At 67.8% G+C, this 14,819-nt stretch carries 12 protein-coding genes; 7 read left to right on the top strand and 5 right to left on the bottom strand.

Features of this window, described 5'->3' with window-relative positions:
• Positions 1 to 44: 44 nt before the first annotated feature.
• Positions 45 to 3,401, bottom strand: coding sequence for a maltotransferase domain-containing protein (locus JL101_RS07995; protein WP_228435348.1), 3,357 nt, complete (start codon positions 3,399 to 3,401; stop codon positions 45 to 47).
• A gap of 185 nt (positions 3,402 to 3,586) precedes the next feature.
• On the opposite strand from JL101_RS07995, the gene JL101_RS07990 reads away from it, so the two are divergent.
• Positions 3,587 to 4,423, top strand: coding sequence for a polyphosphate kinase 2 family protein (locus JL101_RS07990; protein WP_203099235.1), 837 nt, complete (start codon positions 3,587 to 3,589; stop codon positions 4,421 to 4,423).
• 21 nt (positions 4,424 to 4,444) lie between these two features.
• Here JL101_RS07990 and JL101_RS07985 read toward each other — a convergent pair whose 3' ends face one another.
• Positions 4,445 to 4,831 (bottom strand): response regulator, encoded by a 387-nt coding sequence (locus JL101_RS07985; RefSeq protein WP_203099236.1) that lies wholly within the window; start codon positions 4,829 to 4,831, stop codon positions 4,445 to 4,447.
• Complete coding sequence (locus JL101_RS07980; protein ID WP_203099237.1) at positions 4,828 to 6,459, bottom strand: sensor histidine kinase; 1,632 nt, start codon at positions 6,457 to 6,459, stop codon at positions 4,828 to 4,830. The genes JL101_RS07985 and JL101_RS07980 overlap by 4 nt, the downstream gene beginning before the upstream one ends.
• A 96-nt stretch (positions 6,460 to 6,555) precedes the next feature.
• On the opposite strand from JL101_RS07980, the gene JL101_RS07975 reads away from it, so the two are divergent.
• Entirely contained in the window at positions 6,556 to 6,747 is a 192-nt protein-coding gene (locus JL101_RS07975) for a hypothetical protein (protein ID WP_203099238.1), read from the top strand.
• Here JL101_RS07975 and hppD read toward each other — a convergent pair.
• Positions 6,732 to 7,811 (bottom strand): 4-hydroxyphenylpyruvate dioxygenase, encoded by a 1,080-nt coding sequence (hppD, locus tag JL101_RS07970; protein ID WP_203099239.1) that lies wholly within the window; start codon positions 7,809 to 7,811, stop codon positions 6,732 to 6,734. The two genes, JL101_RS07975 and hppD, sit on opposite strands and share 16 nt — an antisense overlap.
• A gap of 321 nt (positions 7,812 to 8,132) precedes the next feature.
• On the opposite strand from hppD, the gene JL101_RS07965 reads away from it, so the two are divergent.
• The 5 genes from JL101_RS07965 (at position 8,133) to JL101_RS07945 (ending at position 13,183) form a co-directional block, all read left to right on the top strand.
• On the top strand, positions 8,133 to 8,927 hold the full coding sequence (locus tag JL101_RS07965) for a UDP-2,3-diacylglucosamine diphosphatase (RefSeq protein WP_228435347.1): 795 nt from the start codon (positions 8,133 to 8,135) through the stop codon (positions 8,925 to 8,927).
• On the top strand, positions 8,924 to 9,946 hold the full coding sequence (locus JL101_RS07960; RefSeq protein WP_228435346.1) for a glycosyltransferase family 4 protein: 1,023 nt from the start codon (positions 8,924 to 8,926) through the stop codon (positions 9,944 to 9,946). Before JL101_RS07965 ends, JL101_RS07960 begins: the two co-directional genes overlap by 4 nt.
• A gap of 78 nt (positions 9,947 to 10,024) precedes the next feature.
• On the top strand, positions 10,025 to 11,305 hold the full coding sequence (locus JL101_RS07955; RefSeq protein WP_203099241.1) for a 3-deoxy-D-manno-octulosonic acid transferase: 1,281 nt from the start codon (positions 10,025 to 10,027) through the stop codon (positions 11,303 to 11,305).
• Entirely contained in the window at positions 11,302 to 12,303 is a 1,002-nt protein-coding gene (gene lpxK / locus JL101_RS07950) for a tetraacyldisaccharide 4'-kinase (RefSeq protein WP_203099280.1), read from the top strand. Before JL101_RS07955 ends, lpxK begins: the two co-directional genes overlap by 4 nt.
• Positions 12,293 to 13,183 carry an LpxL/LpxP family acyltransferase gene (locus tag JL101_RS07945; protein ID WP_203099242.1) on the top strand — a complete coding sequence of 297 codons (891 nt, stop codon included), beginning with the start codon at positions 12,293 to 12,295 and terminating at the stop codon, positions 13,181 to 13,183. Before lpxK ends, JL101_RS07945 begins: the two co-directional genes overlap by 11 nt.
• A 12-nt stretch (positions 13,184 to 13,195) precedes the next feature.
• Here JL101_RS07945 and xseA read toward each other — a convergent pair whose 3' ends face one another.
• A complete protein-coding gene (gene xseA, locus JL101_RS07940) occupies positions 13,196 to 14,767 on the bottom strand; it encodes an exodeoxyribonuclease VII large subunit (protein ID WP_203099243.1) in 1,572 nt (523 codons plus the stop codon).
• Positions 14,768 to 14,819 lie beyond the last annotated feature (52 nt).

Below are 14,819 nucleotides of genomic sequence, written 5' to 3'. Positions count from 1 at the left end.
GGCGAATTGACGCAGCCGGATCCGGGCACCCGCTCTCCGCTCCCCTATGGCCGCAGGCCGAGCCCCGGCGGAATGATCCGCCAGATCCCGCAGGGGTTCCGGTACGGGTCGAGATGGATCTGCTGGAGCTTGCCGTACCAGAAGAAGCGACCGCCGGTGAACAGGTCCTCGACCTCCACGTGGGCGCTGTCCGGCAGGCCCAGTTCCCACAGCGGGACCTCGATTGTCGCCCCGTGGGCGTTGTGCGGGTCCAGGTTGGCGGCCACCAGGATGAAGTTGTCCTTGTTCGGCGTCATCTTGCCGTAATACAGGATGTTGTCGTCGAAGGCGTTGTAGAAGCGCAGGTTTTCGTACTCGTGCAGCGCCGGGTTCTCCCGCCGGATCTTGTTGATCCGGGTGATGTAGTCCCGGATATTGCCCGGCCGGTTCCAGTCCCACGCCTTGATCTCGTACTTCTCGGAGTTCAGGTACTCCTCCTTGCCCGGGATCGGCGTGCCCTCGCACAGTTCGTACCCGCTGTAGAGGCCGTAGACGCTGGACAGGGTGGACGCCAGCACCGCGCGCATCTTGAACGCCGGCGGGCCGCCGGTCTGGAGGATGGGCGGGTTGATGTCGGGCGTGTTGGCGAAGAAGTTGGCCCGCATGTACTCCTTGGGCTCCAGCGAGGTCAGCTCGACCAGATAGTCCGTGATCTCCTGCTTGAAGTTGCGCCAGGTGAAGTACGAATAGCTCTGGGTGAACCCCACCTTGGCCAGCCGCTTCATCATCTTCGGCTTGGTGAAGGCCTCGGCCAGGAACAGCGCGTCGGGATAGCGGTCCTGGACCTCGCGGATCATCCATTCCCAGAACGGCAGCGGCTTGGTGTGCGGGTTGTCCACCCGGAAGATCTTGACGCCCCTGTCCGCCCAGAACAGCACGATGTCGCGCAGCGCGTACCAGATGTCGGGCATGGCACCGCGGTAGAAATGGACGTTCACGATGTCCTGGTACTTCTTGGGCGGGTTCTCGGCATACTTGATGGTGCCGTCGGGGCGCCAGTCGAACCAGTCCGGATGCTGCTTGATCCAGGGATGGTCGGGCGAGCACTGGATCGCGAAGTCGATCGCGATCTCCAGCCCGTGGGAATGGGCCGCCTTCACCAGCCGCTCGAAATCCTCGAAGGTGCCCAGCTCGGGATGGAGCGCGTCGTGGCCGCCCTCGTCGGAGCCGATCGCGTAGGGGCTCCCGACATCGCCCTCGCCGGCGTTCAGCGTGTTGTTCTTGCCCTTGCGGAAGGTTCGCCCGATCGGATGGATCGGCGTGAAGTACAGCACGTCGAAGCCCATGTCGCGCACATAGGGCAGCTTCTTGATGACGTCGTCGAAGGTGCCGTGGCGGTTCGGGTCGTCGCTCATGGAGCGCGGGAACACCTCGTACCACGCGGCGTAGCGCGCCGCGGTCCGGTCGACGAAGCATTCCAGCTCGCTCTTGTAGCGCGACCGGTTCACCCGTTCGCCCGACCGGCGCATGGCGATGTGCAGGTCGTTCGACAGCAGCAGCCGCGTGGCCAGCTCGTCATCCGCCCGTCCGCCGTCCTCCCCGCCGTGGGCCAGGCGGTTCAGCGTGGTGTCCATCACCTCGCGGTCGGGGCCGGTGGCCTTGGCGGCGGCCCGCTCGACCAGCTCCCGCCCCTCGATCAGCTCCAGCGAGATCACCTGGCCGGCGTCGCGCTTCTTGATGAAGTCGCCCCGCCAGGTCTCGAACAGGTCGCGCCACGCCTCGACCGTGTACCAATAGCGGCCGTTCTGGGTCAGCGGGATCCGGCCGGTCCAGCGGTCGTTGTCGAAGAAGACCAGCGGTTCCTCGTGCCAGGCGTCGTCGCCTTGGACACGGTACTTGAGGCACGCGTTGATCTTCTCGTGGCCATCGGAGAAGACGTCGGCCCAGACCTCCAGCACGTCGCCGACCTCGCGCTTGATCGCGAAGCGGCCGCCGTCCAGTTCGGGATAGACCCCCTCGATGGCGATGCGGTCCGCGGCCAGGCTCTCCAGCAGCCGTCCCGAGGCCTCCTTGCGCTCGGCGCTGTCCACGCCGTTCGAGACCTTGGCGCGGGCTTCGGGATTGCCGCGGAACACCCTCATCTCCAGGGGCGCCAGCACGATCGGCTCGCCCGGCCGGAACAGCTGGGGCGAGCATTGCGGCGTCACGTCGCGGAACCCGTCGAACTGCCCGCCGGTCTCCGCCAGCAGGGGGCCGGGATCGATGGTGTGGGACCGGTTCTCGTCGGGGTTGATCAGGATGACCGCGCAGTCCTCGACGTCGCCGGTCCCTTTGCGGCACAGGCCGACCAGCGGGCTGTGCGGGGCCGTGATGCGGAACTGCGGGCCTTCCACGTTGAAGGCCGGCGTCGCGGCCCGCATGGCGTTCACGTCGGCGACGAACTGGCTGATGTCGACCTTCGGCTCTTCCCAGTCCTCCGGCGTGGTCTTGACCACGTCCATCTTGCGCGTGAAGCCGTATTCGTAGCCGACCGGCATCATCACGCCCGAGGAGAAGCAGGCCGAGAACAGGTAGCGCATCTTCAGGTGCGCGGCCAACCGCTCCCGGTCCTGGCTGCCCACGTCGGCGGCCAGCCGGTCGGTGTCGTGGCTCTCGGGGAAGGCCACCGAGGGGGCGATGTGGCGGAACTGGTTGTACTGGTCGAGCAGCCAGGGGGCCTGGAAGTCCCACCATTTGGCGCTGTTGAACAGATAGTCGAACCCGGCGTCGCCCAGCGCATCGACCTGCTCGATCGTGCAGCCCAGGGTTTCCGCGTAGAATTCGACCTCGCCATCCACCTCGTGGGCGGCGTCGATCAGCGCCCGCCAGACCGGGGCGGGCACCTGGTACGCGGCGTCGCAGCGGAAGCCCTTGACGCCCAGGCCGACATGGTGGCGGACATAATTCGCCCAGTACTCGACCAGCCCGGCGCGGGCCTGTTCGTTCTCGTAGTCCAGTTCGGCCAGGTCGCCCCAGATGGTGACGTTGCTCGGATCGACCGGATCGACCGCGCGTGGGCTGTAGAGGCTGCCGTCGGCCTCGCGGCGGTACCAATCGGGATGCTGCTCGGCCAGGACCGCGTCCTTGGCGGTGTGGTTCACCACCAGGTCCAGCATCACCCGCAGGCCCTTCTCCCGCGCGTTCCGGCAGAAGCCCCGGATCAGGTCGTCGGGATGTTCCGAAGCGCCGCCCTGGAAACGGTCGTGCAGCCGGTACGGGTCCTTGACCGCGTACAGGCTGCCGGAGAACCCCGGATAATGGATGGGGTTGAGGAAGATCCAGTCGAACTGCATTCCGGCGATGCGCGCCAGATGCCCGGACCAATCATGGACTGAGCCGACCAGCAGCGGGAAGAGATTGTAGATGCGTGGTCCGAGAGTCACTAGCCCATCCTCGCAACGTTGAACTTTCGCGGGTAGCTTCAGGCGGGGATACCGGCCCGGCGTGGTTCCACGCTCCGGCCGCCTGCTTCCTGCCCGCCGGTTGCGGATTAAACCGATGCGACCGAACTTAGGTTCCACGCGTTGAGTTCCGCACAAGCCCTGCCGCCGCAAACGAGACGTCCGAGATGAGCCGTACCGAGATCAAGCCCGACAAGTCGAAGATCCGCCTGGACAAATTGATCCAGGACGGCGACCGATTCGCCGACAAGTCGACCTACGAGAAGCGGCTCGACGCCCTTCAGACCGAGCTGCTCCACATCCAGCAGACCTACTGGCACGAGAAGCGGCGGGCGGTGCTGGTGTTCGAGGGCTGGGACGCCGCGGGCAAGGGCGGCGCCATCCGCCGGATCACCGAACCGCTCGATCCGCGGGGATTCCATGTCTGGCCGATCGGCGCCCCCAAGCAGGAGGAAATAGGCCAGCATTACCTGTGGCGTTTCTGGCAGCGCCTGCCGGGTCCCGGCACCTTCGCGATCTTCGACCGCTCCTGGTACGGCAGGGTGCTGGTCGAGCGGATCCAGGAGTTCGCCAAGCCCAAGGAATGGAAACGCGCCTACGACGAGATCAACGAGTTCGAGCGCCTTCTGGTGGACGACGGCGTGCGGATCGTGAAGCTGTTCTTCCACATCACGCAGGAGGAACAGCTCGACCGCTTCCGGGAACGCCTGACCAACCCCTACAAGCGCTGGAAGCTGACCGAGGAGGACCTGCGCAACCGCGTGCACTGGGACGACTATGTCGGGGCGGCCGAGGAGATGTTCGACAAGACCTCGACGGTGGCCGCCCCCTGGCACGCCATCGCGGCGAACAGCAAGTGGCACGCGCGGATCGCTTCGCTGGAGATCATCACCCAGGCCCTGCGCAGGGACGTCAACATCGCGCCGCCGCCGGTCGACCCGGCCGTGCTCGACGCCGCCGCCGAAATGCTCGGCATCCACTTCAGCGGCCGGAAGGAGGCGTAGAAGCCGAAGCCGGACGAAGGCTTACGGCGCGCTCAGGGGACCAAGCACCTTTTCCACCGCAGCCTTCAGCTGGTGGGGCAGGACCGGCTTGATCAGGAGGCCGGACGGGTGATCCCGGTGGATGCGGTCGATGGTCGCCTGCTCGCGCGAGCCAGTGATGAAGATCACCGGTATGCCCTGGCGCTGGTGGATCGCGATGGCGGCGTCCACGCCATCCTCCTCGCCCTTCAGCCGCACGTCCATGAGGACCAGGATCGGCCGATGGGCGTCCGCAAGCTCGATCGCCCGCCGGGCGGTGGCTGCGGTGCCGCAGACGTCGAATCCCATTCTTTCCATGGTGTCGGTCAGCGACAGCGCGATCAGCATCTCGTCGTCGACGACCAGCACGCATCCGCCATGTCCCGTCATCCCGGAACTCCGGTGTTCGGGACCGTGACGGTCACCCTGGTGCCGTATTCATGCATGACCTGTATCTCTCCCTCCAGTTGTGCGACCAGGGCCCGGATTATCTTCGACCCGACGGTGTCGGAGCAGATCGCGGATCGATGCCCGTCCGCACTGCCGTCGTCGGCCACCGTCAGGGCGGCATGGTTGGAAGAACCGGCGCGGAAGGAAATCGTCACCACGCCCTTCCAACCGGCCGGGTAGCCGTGCTTCAACGCGCGGGTGACCAGTTCGGTCATCAGCAAGCCCAGGGGGATCGCGAAATCAAGCGACGTTTCCAGGGGATCCGCCTCGACGGAGACCCGGATGCCGCGCTCGGCGGCGCCGGTGGAAGCCTCCAGGCTCGCACCGAGTTCCTCCAGCACGGGACGGATGTCGAACCGCGCCAGGTCTTCGGACTCCATAAGCCGCTGATGAACCAGCGCCAGCGCATGCACCAGCAGTTGAAGCCGCTCCAAGGCGTTCCGGCCCTCGGCATCCTTCAGGCGCGACGCATGGAAGCCCATCAGGCTGTCCACGACCTGGAGATTGTTCTTGACGCGGTGGTAGACCTCCCGGAGGAGCAGGTCGCGCTGCGCCAGGGAAAGCTCGAGGGCGGCCGTCCGCTCGCGCACCCGGGCTTCGAGCACCCCATGCTCCTCGCGGCGGCGACGGGTTAGCCGCGCCACCGCGCCGAACGCCACGACGATGCTGATCAGGCCCGCGAGCCCGACGATCCAAAGCTCCCCCAGCCACAGGGCGGTCACATCCGACGTCGGCACCCGGGCGCCGACGATCCAGCCCGATGCCCGCGCCCGGCCGATCGCGAAGTACGATTTCACCCCGGACAGCGTGGTCAGCACGCCGACCCCGGCCTGCACCTCGTCGATGTGCTCCCTGACCGCGGGCAGGGCAGGACGGCCGATGCTGTTCTCGGGGCAGCCCGCGCACGCGACGACGGTCCGCTTGTCGTCGAGGATGACCCCGCCCCAGCCGGAAGGCAGTTCGAGCCGCTGCAAGGCCCGCATGACGGTTTCCGGCTTGAGCGCGGCGCTGATGACATGGATCACGCGGCCGTCCCGCAGGACCGGAACCCGGATGCCGAACACCGGCCGGCCGGAGACGGGACCCAGGGCGGTGGGGCGGGCGACGATCATCGGCTTGCCGGTGCGGACCACCTGCTCATGGCTGTCGAGATCGGGGAATACCGGAAGCGCCGCGCCGAGGGGCCGCAACAGGTTCAGGCGTTGCTGGCCGTTCGCCGGATCCGACAGGATTATCGTGAACCAGTCGGGCTGGGTCCGCGCCGCGCGCTGGGCCTCGACATAGAAGCTCGAAAGATCGGCGTCGTCGAGGGAACGCGACCCGGCAAGCGTCGTCAGCAGCGCTATCTGGCTGGTGAAGATGCCGTCCAGTTCCATGGCGGCGGCGGCGGCCCGGCTCTCCAGCGTCTCCAGGACCAGCCTCTGCTGGCGATCGGTGAGAATCACGGCGACCACGATCGCAAACAGCAGCACCGGCAGGATCGTCAGCGCTATGACACGGATGAACTCGCCCAGGAAGGCTTCCCCGCCTCCGGCGTCCGCGGTTCCTTCCCGCGCCAAGTCCGTCAATTCGGCATGCCTTTCCCGTTACTTGCAGGACCACCGGACCCAACCAGCGCAGCGGTCGAATCTTGGCTGATCATCCTATGGCAAGCCGGGCCATCCATGGCAAGCCGGGCTATGGCAAACCCGGCCGGCGACCGCGCCCCGCTCGGCTGGGTCCTGTTCGGCTACGCGCGGGAGAGCGTGGACCAGGTCTGGGAACGCTGCGCACCACACCGAACCGACGCGCTGATCGCGGCGGTGCGCCTGGGTAAGCCAACCGGCATCGGCCGGACGCCTCACCCGTCTTCCTGAAGCACGCCGCGGCGGATCTGGTCGCGCTCGATACTCTCGAACAACGCCCGGAAATTGCCCTCGCCGAACCCCTCGTCGCCCTTGCGCTGGATCACCTCGAAGAAGATCGGCCCGATCACCGTGTTGGTGAAGATCTGGAGCAGCAGGCCGCCGCCGGGCGCGCCGTCTATCAGCAGGTGGTCCCGCTTCAGGCGTTCCACGTCCTCGCCGTGTCCCGGCAGCCGTTCCGCCAGCATCTCGTAATAGGTGTCGGGGGGCGGCGCCAGGAACTCGACGCCCCGGCTGCGGGCCAGTTCGACAGTCTCGTAGATGTCGTCCGTCGCCAGCGCGATGTGCTGGATGCCCTCGCCCTTGTAGGCCCGGAGATATTCCTCGATCTGCGACTTGTCGTCGGACGATTCGTTGATCGGGATCCGGATCTTGCCGCAGGGGCTGGTCATCGCCTTGGACTTCAGCCCGGTCAGCTTGCCCTCGATGTCGAAATACCGGATCTCGCGGAAATTGAACAGCTTCGTATAGAAATCGGACCACTCGGTCATCCGGCCGCGATGCACGTTGTGGGTCAGGTGGTCGATCGAGGTGAGGCCGAGTCCCTTCGGCGCGCTCTCGGCGCCCTCGATGAACTCGAAATCGACGTCGTAGATGCTGCGGTCGCCGTAACGGTCCACCAGGTAGATCAGGCTGCCGCCGATGCCCTGGATCGCCGGGATGTTCAGTTCCATCGGCCCGGCGGTGCCGGCCACGCCCTTGGCTCCCAGTTCCGCCGCCCTCTTGAAGGCATAGGCCGCATCGGCGACGCGGAACGCGATCGCACAGACGCTGGGGCCGTGGACCCGGGCGAAGGCCTGGGCGAAGCTGTCGGGCTCCGCGTTGACGATGAAATTGACTCCCCCCTGACGGTACAGGGTCACGTCCTTCGAACGATGGCGCGCCACGGCGGTGAAGCCCATCCGCTCGAACAGGGCGCCCAATTCCTTGGTATCCGGAGCGGTGTACTCGACGAACTCGAACCCGTCGGTGCCCATCGGGTTCTGGTCGGTGATCCGGCCGTCTGACTTCGGCATGGTTTCCTCCCCTAATGGCTTTTCAGGCAGAGCAAGAAAGACCTGTATAGCCATATGGGGCGCGGGATCGTCGCCCGCCGCCGAAAATTCATCGAGCCGGAGCGCGCAGGGTCCGGCACGCATCGCCGCTGCGGCAATGAGTCCCAACATAATTTATAGAGTTATGTAGTTTTCCTGAATTGTTACAAGCCAAAGGCATCAACATTACAGAAATAATAAGATTGGACTGCCCGGGAACCCTCATTCCACCGAAGCATTGTCAGCGGCCTCTATTCAGATGTATATCGGCGCCGACTTCGCAAGCCCTAGAGGAGCCGGCGCATGCAGCCAGACATTGGTGTGCGGCACTATCGAAGCATCTGGATCTCGGACGTTCACCTGGGAACCCGCGGGTGCCAGGCCGACCTTCTTCTGGATTTCCTCCGCTGTCACGAGTCCGAGTACCTGTATCTCGTCGGCGACATCGTCGACGGCTGGCGGCTGAAGCGCAGCTGGTACTGGCCGCAGGCCCACAACGACGTGGTCCAGAAGCTTCTGCGCCGCGCGCGCAAGGGCGCCAAGGTCTTCTACATCCCGGGCAACCATGACGAGGCGTTCCGGGAATATATCGGGCTGAACTTCGGCGGTGTCGCCGTGGTCGAGGACGCGGTCCACACCACGGCCGATGGCCGGCGGCTCCTGGTGATCCATGGCGACCAGTTCGACGCCGTCGTCAAATACGCCAAATGGCTCGCCCACCTGGGGGACGGCGCCTACACGGCCCTGCTCGGGATCAACACCTGGTTCAACTATGTGCGTCGAAAGCTGGGCTTCACATACTGGTCCCTCTCGGCTTATCTGAAGCACCGCGTCAAGAATGCGGTAGAGTATATCGGCGACTACGAAAAGGCGCTGGCGGAGGAGGCTCGCCGCCGCAACGTCGACGGCGTCATCTGCGGGCATATCCACAGCGCCGAAATGCGTCCCATGGAGGGGGTGCTCTATTGCAACGACGGAGATTGGGTCGAATCCTGCACGGCTCTCGTCGAGCACGAGAGCGGCGAGCTGGAAATCATAAACTGGGCGGCTTCACGTCGCTTGCTGCCAGTCAGGGTCTCAGCCAGGGCGGCAGCGTGAAGATACTGATCGTTTCGGATGCCTGGTACCCGCAGGTCAACGGCGTCGTCCGGACCCTGACGACCGTTCGGGAAGAACTGGAGAAACTCGGCCACACGGTCGAGATCATCGGCCCGGACCGCTTCCGTACCGTTCCGCTGCCCAGCTACCCGGAGATCCGGCTGGCGCTCGGTGCCGGGCGGAAGCTCGCCCGCATGATCGAGTCCAGCAACCCCGGGGCCATCCACATCGCGACCGAGGGGCCGCTGGGGTTCGCCGCCAGAAGCTATTGCCTGAAGCACGATATCCCCTTCACGACCGCCTACCACACACGTTTCCCGGAATATGTCCGGGACCGCGCCCCGGTGCCGCTGGCCCTCAGCTACGCGGTCGTCCGGCGTTTCCACGCCCCGGCCGCCGCGGTCATGGTCGCGACGCAGTCGATCGAGGACGCGCTCAAGGCCCGCGGCTTCCGGAACATCCGCCGCTGGTCCCGCGGGGTCGATACCGAGCTGTTCCGGCCGCGGTCCAAAGCCTTCCTGGACGATCCGCGGCCGATCACCCTGTATGTCGGCCGCGTCGCGGTTGAAAAGAACCTCGAGGCCTTCCTCAGGCTGGATCTTCCCGGGACCAAGTACGTGGTCGGCGACGGCCCGCAGCTGGAGGAGTACCGCCGGCGCTATCCGGGCGTGAAGTTCGCGGGAGCCCGCCACGGGGAGGAGCTGGCGCGGTATTACGCGGCGGCCGACGTCTTCGTCTTTCCTTCCCGGACGGACACCTTCGGTCTCGTCCTGCTCGAAGCGCTGGCGTCGGGCGTGCCGGTCGCCGCCTTTCCGGTGCCGGGGCCGCTGGACGTGATGGACGGCGCGGCGGTCGGCTGCCTGGACGAGGATCTGGGCAGGGCCGTCAATTCCGCCCTCGCCATTTCGCCGGAACGCTGCCGCGAACATGCCCTGACCTGGTCCTGGCGCGCCTCGGCCGAACAATTCATCAACAACCTCAAGCCTTTGAGCTGCTCGGACCGATTGGTACAGTCCTAAGTCGAAAAGCCTTAGCCCTCCCCGGCGATCGTGGTAAGGTGCCGCGCTTTTTCACGCCGGACTGGTCACCGTTCTCAGATGTTGCAGACGATCTATCGCGGGCTGACGGAAATCGGCGGGCCCGCGATACGGCTGTATCTCGCCCGCCGCCGTGCAGCCGGAAAGGAAGATCCGGCCCGGGCCCCGGAACGGCTCGGCCGCGCCTCCGCGGATCGCCCGCCCGGACGGCTCGCCTGGTTCCACGCGGCGAGCGTCGGGGAGTCCCTGTCGGTCCTGATCCTGATCAACCGCCTGCTGGAACGGTATCCGGACCTCACCGTGCTCGTCACGACCGGCACCGTCACCTCGGCCGAACTGATGGCGCGGCGCCTGCCCGCCCGCGCGATCCACCAGTATGTGCCGGTGGACAGGATGCCCTATGTCCGGCGCTTCCTGGACCACTGGCGGCCCGACCTCGCGCTCTGGATCGAGTCCGAGATCTGGCCCAACCTATTGTGCGAGATCGGCCGCCGCCGGATCCCCGCGGCCCTGGTCAATGCCCGAATGTCCGCCGGATCGTTCCGCAACTGGAGCCGGGTGCCTGGCTTCATCCGGCCGCTGCTGCGGACTTTCGGCCTGTGCCTGGCCCAGACGGAGACCGAGGCGGACCGGCTGCGCCGGTTGGGTGCCCGCGACGTGCGCTGCGTCGGCAACCTGAAGTTCTCCGCGGAGCCCCTGCCGGCCGACCCCGCGGCCCTGGCCGGGCTGCGCGACGCCTTCGGCGACCGGCCCTCATGGCTGATGGCGAGCAGCCATCCCGGCGAAGAGGCCATGGCGGCCGATGTCCACGCCGCCCTGCGCGACCGCCTGCCCGGCCTGCTGACGGTGATCGTCCCGCGTCATCCCCAACGGGGCGGCGAAGTCTCCCGCCTGCTGGAAGAACGCGGCCTCGCCCGGGCGCTTCGCTCGGCCGGCGACCTGCCCAGCCCGGGGCACGAGGTCTATGTCGCCGACACCGTGGGCGAACTGGGGCTGTTCTTCCGGCTGGCGCCCGTCGTCTGCGTCGGCGGTTCGCTGGTGCCGATCGGCGGCCACAACCCGGTCGAGCCGGCCCAGCTCGGCTGCGCCGTGATCCACGGTCCCCACATGACGAACTTCTCCGAGGTAGCGGCCCAGCTGCGGGCCGACGATGCCGCCGTGACCGTGCAAGACGCCGACGGGCTCGCCCGGGAGGTCGGTCGGCTGCTGACCGACGACGCCGAACGGTCTCGGCTGGCGACGGCCGCCGCGGCCGTGGCCGACCGGAACCGGCGGGTGGTCGATGCCGTGCTCGACGCCCTGGTCCCCACCCTCGCCGCCGGCGTCGCTCCATGCCCCTGAAGACACCGGCCTTCTGGTATGCGCCGCCCGGCATGGCGTCGCGCCTGCTGTCGCCGGCCGGGCGGCTGTTCGCCGCGGTCGGCCGGGCCCGCCGGGCGTCGGCGCATCCGGAGCATGCCGGGGTTCCTGTCATCTGCATCGGGAACCTGGTCGCCGGCGGCGCCGGCAAGACGCCTGTGGCGCTGGCCGTCTCCGCCCTCCTGGGGACCCGTGAAGTCCGCTTCCTGACCCGCGGCTACGGCGGGCGGGAGAAAGGCCCCGTCCTGGTCGACCTTGCCAGCCACGACGCCGCCGCCGTCGGCGACGAGGCGCTTCTCCTGGCCCAGTCCCGCCCGACCTGGGTGGCACGCGACCGCCTGGCCGGAGCCAGGAGTGCCGCCGCGGCCGGGGCCGAGGTCATCGTGATGGACGACGGCTTCCAGAACGCCCGCCTGGAAAAAGACCTGTCGATCCTGGTGGTCGATGGCGGGGCCGGGTTCGGCAACGGCAATACCATTCCGGCCGGTCCCCTGAGGGAGCCTGTCGACAGCGGGCTGGCGAGGGCCGACGCGGTGGTCGTGCTGGGCCGCGACACCGCCGGCGTGGCGCGGCGCGTCGGCGGCCGCCTTCCCCTTCTCCAGGCCCGCCTGGAGCCCGACCCCGCCGCCGCGCGGGCCCTGCGCGGCCAGCGCGTCGTCGCGTTCGCCGGCATCGGCAGGCCGGCCAAGTTCTTCCAGACGCTCGACGACATGGGAGCCCGGCTCGTCGGCAGGATCGCATTCGCCGACCACCATCCCTATCTGCCGGACGAGGTCATGCGCCTGGTCGAACATGCCGCCGGCCTCGGCGCCTCCCTGGTCACCACCGCGAAGGACGCCGTGCGGCTTCCCCCGGATGCCCGCGCGATGGTCCGGGTGGTGCCGGTTTCCGTCGTCTGGGACGACCCGTCGGCGGCCGGCCGGCTGCTGTCCCGCTACGTCTCCTCCCCGATCCCGTCCGCGAATCCCGATGGCCACTAGAACCAATTTCGCCCGCCTGCGCCGGCGCTACCTGGGATACCCGCTCGAAGCGGCCCTCCTGTATTTCATCTATGGCATCTTCGCGGTCCTGCCGCTCGACGCCGCCTCGGGGCTGGGCGGCTGGATCGGCCGTACGGTCGGCCCACGCCTGGGTACGTCGCGCAAGGCCCTGCGCAACATCGACCGCGCCTTGCCTGACGCCACGCCGGAGCGGCGGAAGGAGATCCTGCGCGGCATGTGGGACAATCTGGGCCGGGTGATGGCCGAGTATCCCCATCTCGACGAGGTCTGGCGCCGTACCGAGATGATCGGTGCGGACAGCGTCCTGCGAATGGCGAAGGCCAGGACTCCCACGCTGTTCTTTTCCGCCCACCTCGCCAATTGGGAACTCAACACCATGGGGGCGACCCGCAACGGCCTGCCAATCACGGCCGTCTACCGCCGCCCCAACAACCCGGCGGTAGGCCGCCTCATCGACCATGTCCGCGCAGTCACCGGCAGCCGCTTCGTCGCCAAGGGCCGCACCGGTGCTCGCGAGATCATGGCGACCCTGCGGGACGGCGGCAGCGTCTGCATGATGATCGACCAGAAGATGAACGACGGCATTCCGGTCCCGTTCTTCGGGCGAGACGCCATGACCGCGCCGGCGATCGCCCAGCTCGCCCTGCGGTTCGACTGTCCGATCGTCCCGGTCCTGACCGAGCGGCTGGGCGGCGCCAGGTTCCGGCTGACCGTCTTCCCGCCGATGGACGTGCCTAAGTCCGGCAACCGCGACGCCGACATCCGCGCCATGATGGCCAGGATCAATGCCGTGGTGGAGGAGTGGGTCCGCGCCCGGCCCGAGCAGTGGCTTTGGCTCCACCGGCGCTGGCCGGACTGAGCCGGGCAAGGTTCAGAACAGCAACCCCTGCTTGGCTTTCGCTTCCGTCTTGCGCGGCTGCTTCGGCGTTTCCGCCCTGCGCGCCAGCCCGCCGCCGCCGACGACGGCATCGACCTTGCCGTCATGGAATTCCAGCGTCACCGGCATGCCGGCCTTCGCGTCGCCCGCGGAGGTGACCCGCTGCTCGGCGTCGTCGGTCACCAGGGCGAAGCCGCGCCCCAGGATGCCGCGATAGGAATAGCTCTCCAGCAGGGCCGCTCCCGCCTTCAGGCGGCTCATCCGCTCGGCGACCAGCCGCGCATAGCCGGCATCCATCCTCTCGCCCAGCTCGGCAAGCCTCCTGTCGCCGTCCCCGACGCGGATGCGGACCGGCAGCAGCGTCAGCCGCGAGGCGATCCGGCCGAACCGGCTTTCCTCCGCCGCGACGACATGGCGCAGGCCCGCGCCCAGCGCGCGCGCCTCCGATTGCAGCCGCCCGCGCGCCGCCGTCATCACCTCGCGCGGGTGGCGCAGCTTGGCGCCCAATTCGGCGACCCGCGTCCGCCGGCGCTCGATCGTGCCGGCGACCGCGATGCCGAGCCGTTCCCAGCGGTCGTCCAGCCGCTGGACGCAGCCTTCCAGCAGCGCCTGCGGATCGCCCAGGCCGCGCGCCAGCCCCTCGACCAGGTTGCGCCGCTCCAGGATCATCCGCCCGGTGCCGCCATGCAGCCGGCGCTGGAACTCGAGCACCAGGGCGATCAGCTCCGCCCGGACGGGCACCGCCATTTCCGCCGCGGCGGTCGGCGTCGGCGCACGGCGGTCCGACGCGAAGTCGATCAGCGTGGTGTCGGTCTCGTGCCCGACGGCGGAAATCAGCGGGATCGCGCTGTCGGCCGCGGCACGCACCACGATCTCCTCGTTGAAGGCCATCAGATCTTCGAGCGACCCACCGCCGCGCGCCACGATGATCAGGTCGGGCCGCGGCACCGGCCCGCCGGGCGCGATGCCGTTGAACCCCCTGATCGCGGCGGCGACCTGCCCCGCGGCCCCTTCCCCCTGCACGGCGACCGGCCACAGCAGCACGTGGCGCGGGAACCGATCGGCGAGCCGGTGCAGGATGTCCCGGATCACCGCTCCGGTCGGCGAGGTGACGACCCCGATCACCCCGGGCAGGAACGGCAGCGGCCGCTTGCGCGACGGGTCGAACAGCCCCTCCGCGGCCAGCCGGCGCTTGCGCTCCTCCAGCAGCTTGAGCAGCGCGCCCTCGCCGGCCAGTTCCATCGTCTCGATCACCAGCTGGTACTGCGACCGGCCGGGATATGTCGTCAGGCGGCCGGTGCAGATGACCTCCATCCCCTCCTCGGGACGGACGGCCAGCTTGGCGGCGGTCCCGCGCCAGCAGACCGACTCGATGACCGAGGTCTCGTCCTTCAGGCGCAGGTAAACGTGGCCGGAGCCGTGCCGCTTGGGCTGGGAAACCTCGCCCCGGACGCGCACATACCCGAAGGACTCCTCGACCGTGCGCTTCAGCGCCCGCGACAATTCTGTCACGGTGAACTCGGCAAGGTTCGAGCCGGGGCGGCTGGGGACCGGGTCGCGATCCATTAGGGGTTGGTCTTGTGTCATGGCGTCGGCATGATACAAGCCTTCGCCTTCG

Origin of the sequence: Skermanella rosea, from assembly GCF_016806835.2 — a bacterium.
GTDB lineage: Bacteria > Pseudomonadota > Alphaproteobacteria > Azospirillales > Azospirillaceae > Skermanella > Skermanella rosea.
Note: the sequence above shows the minus strand (reverse complement) of the source record. Positions and strands in the feature narration are given on the sequence as shown.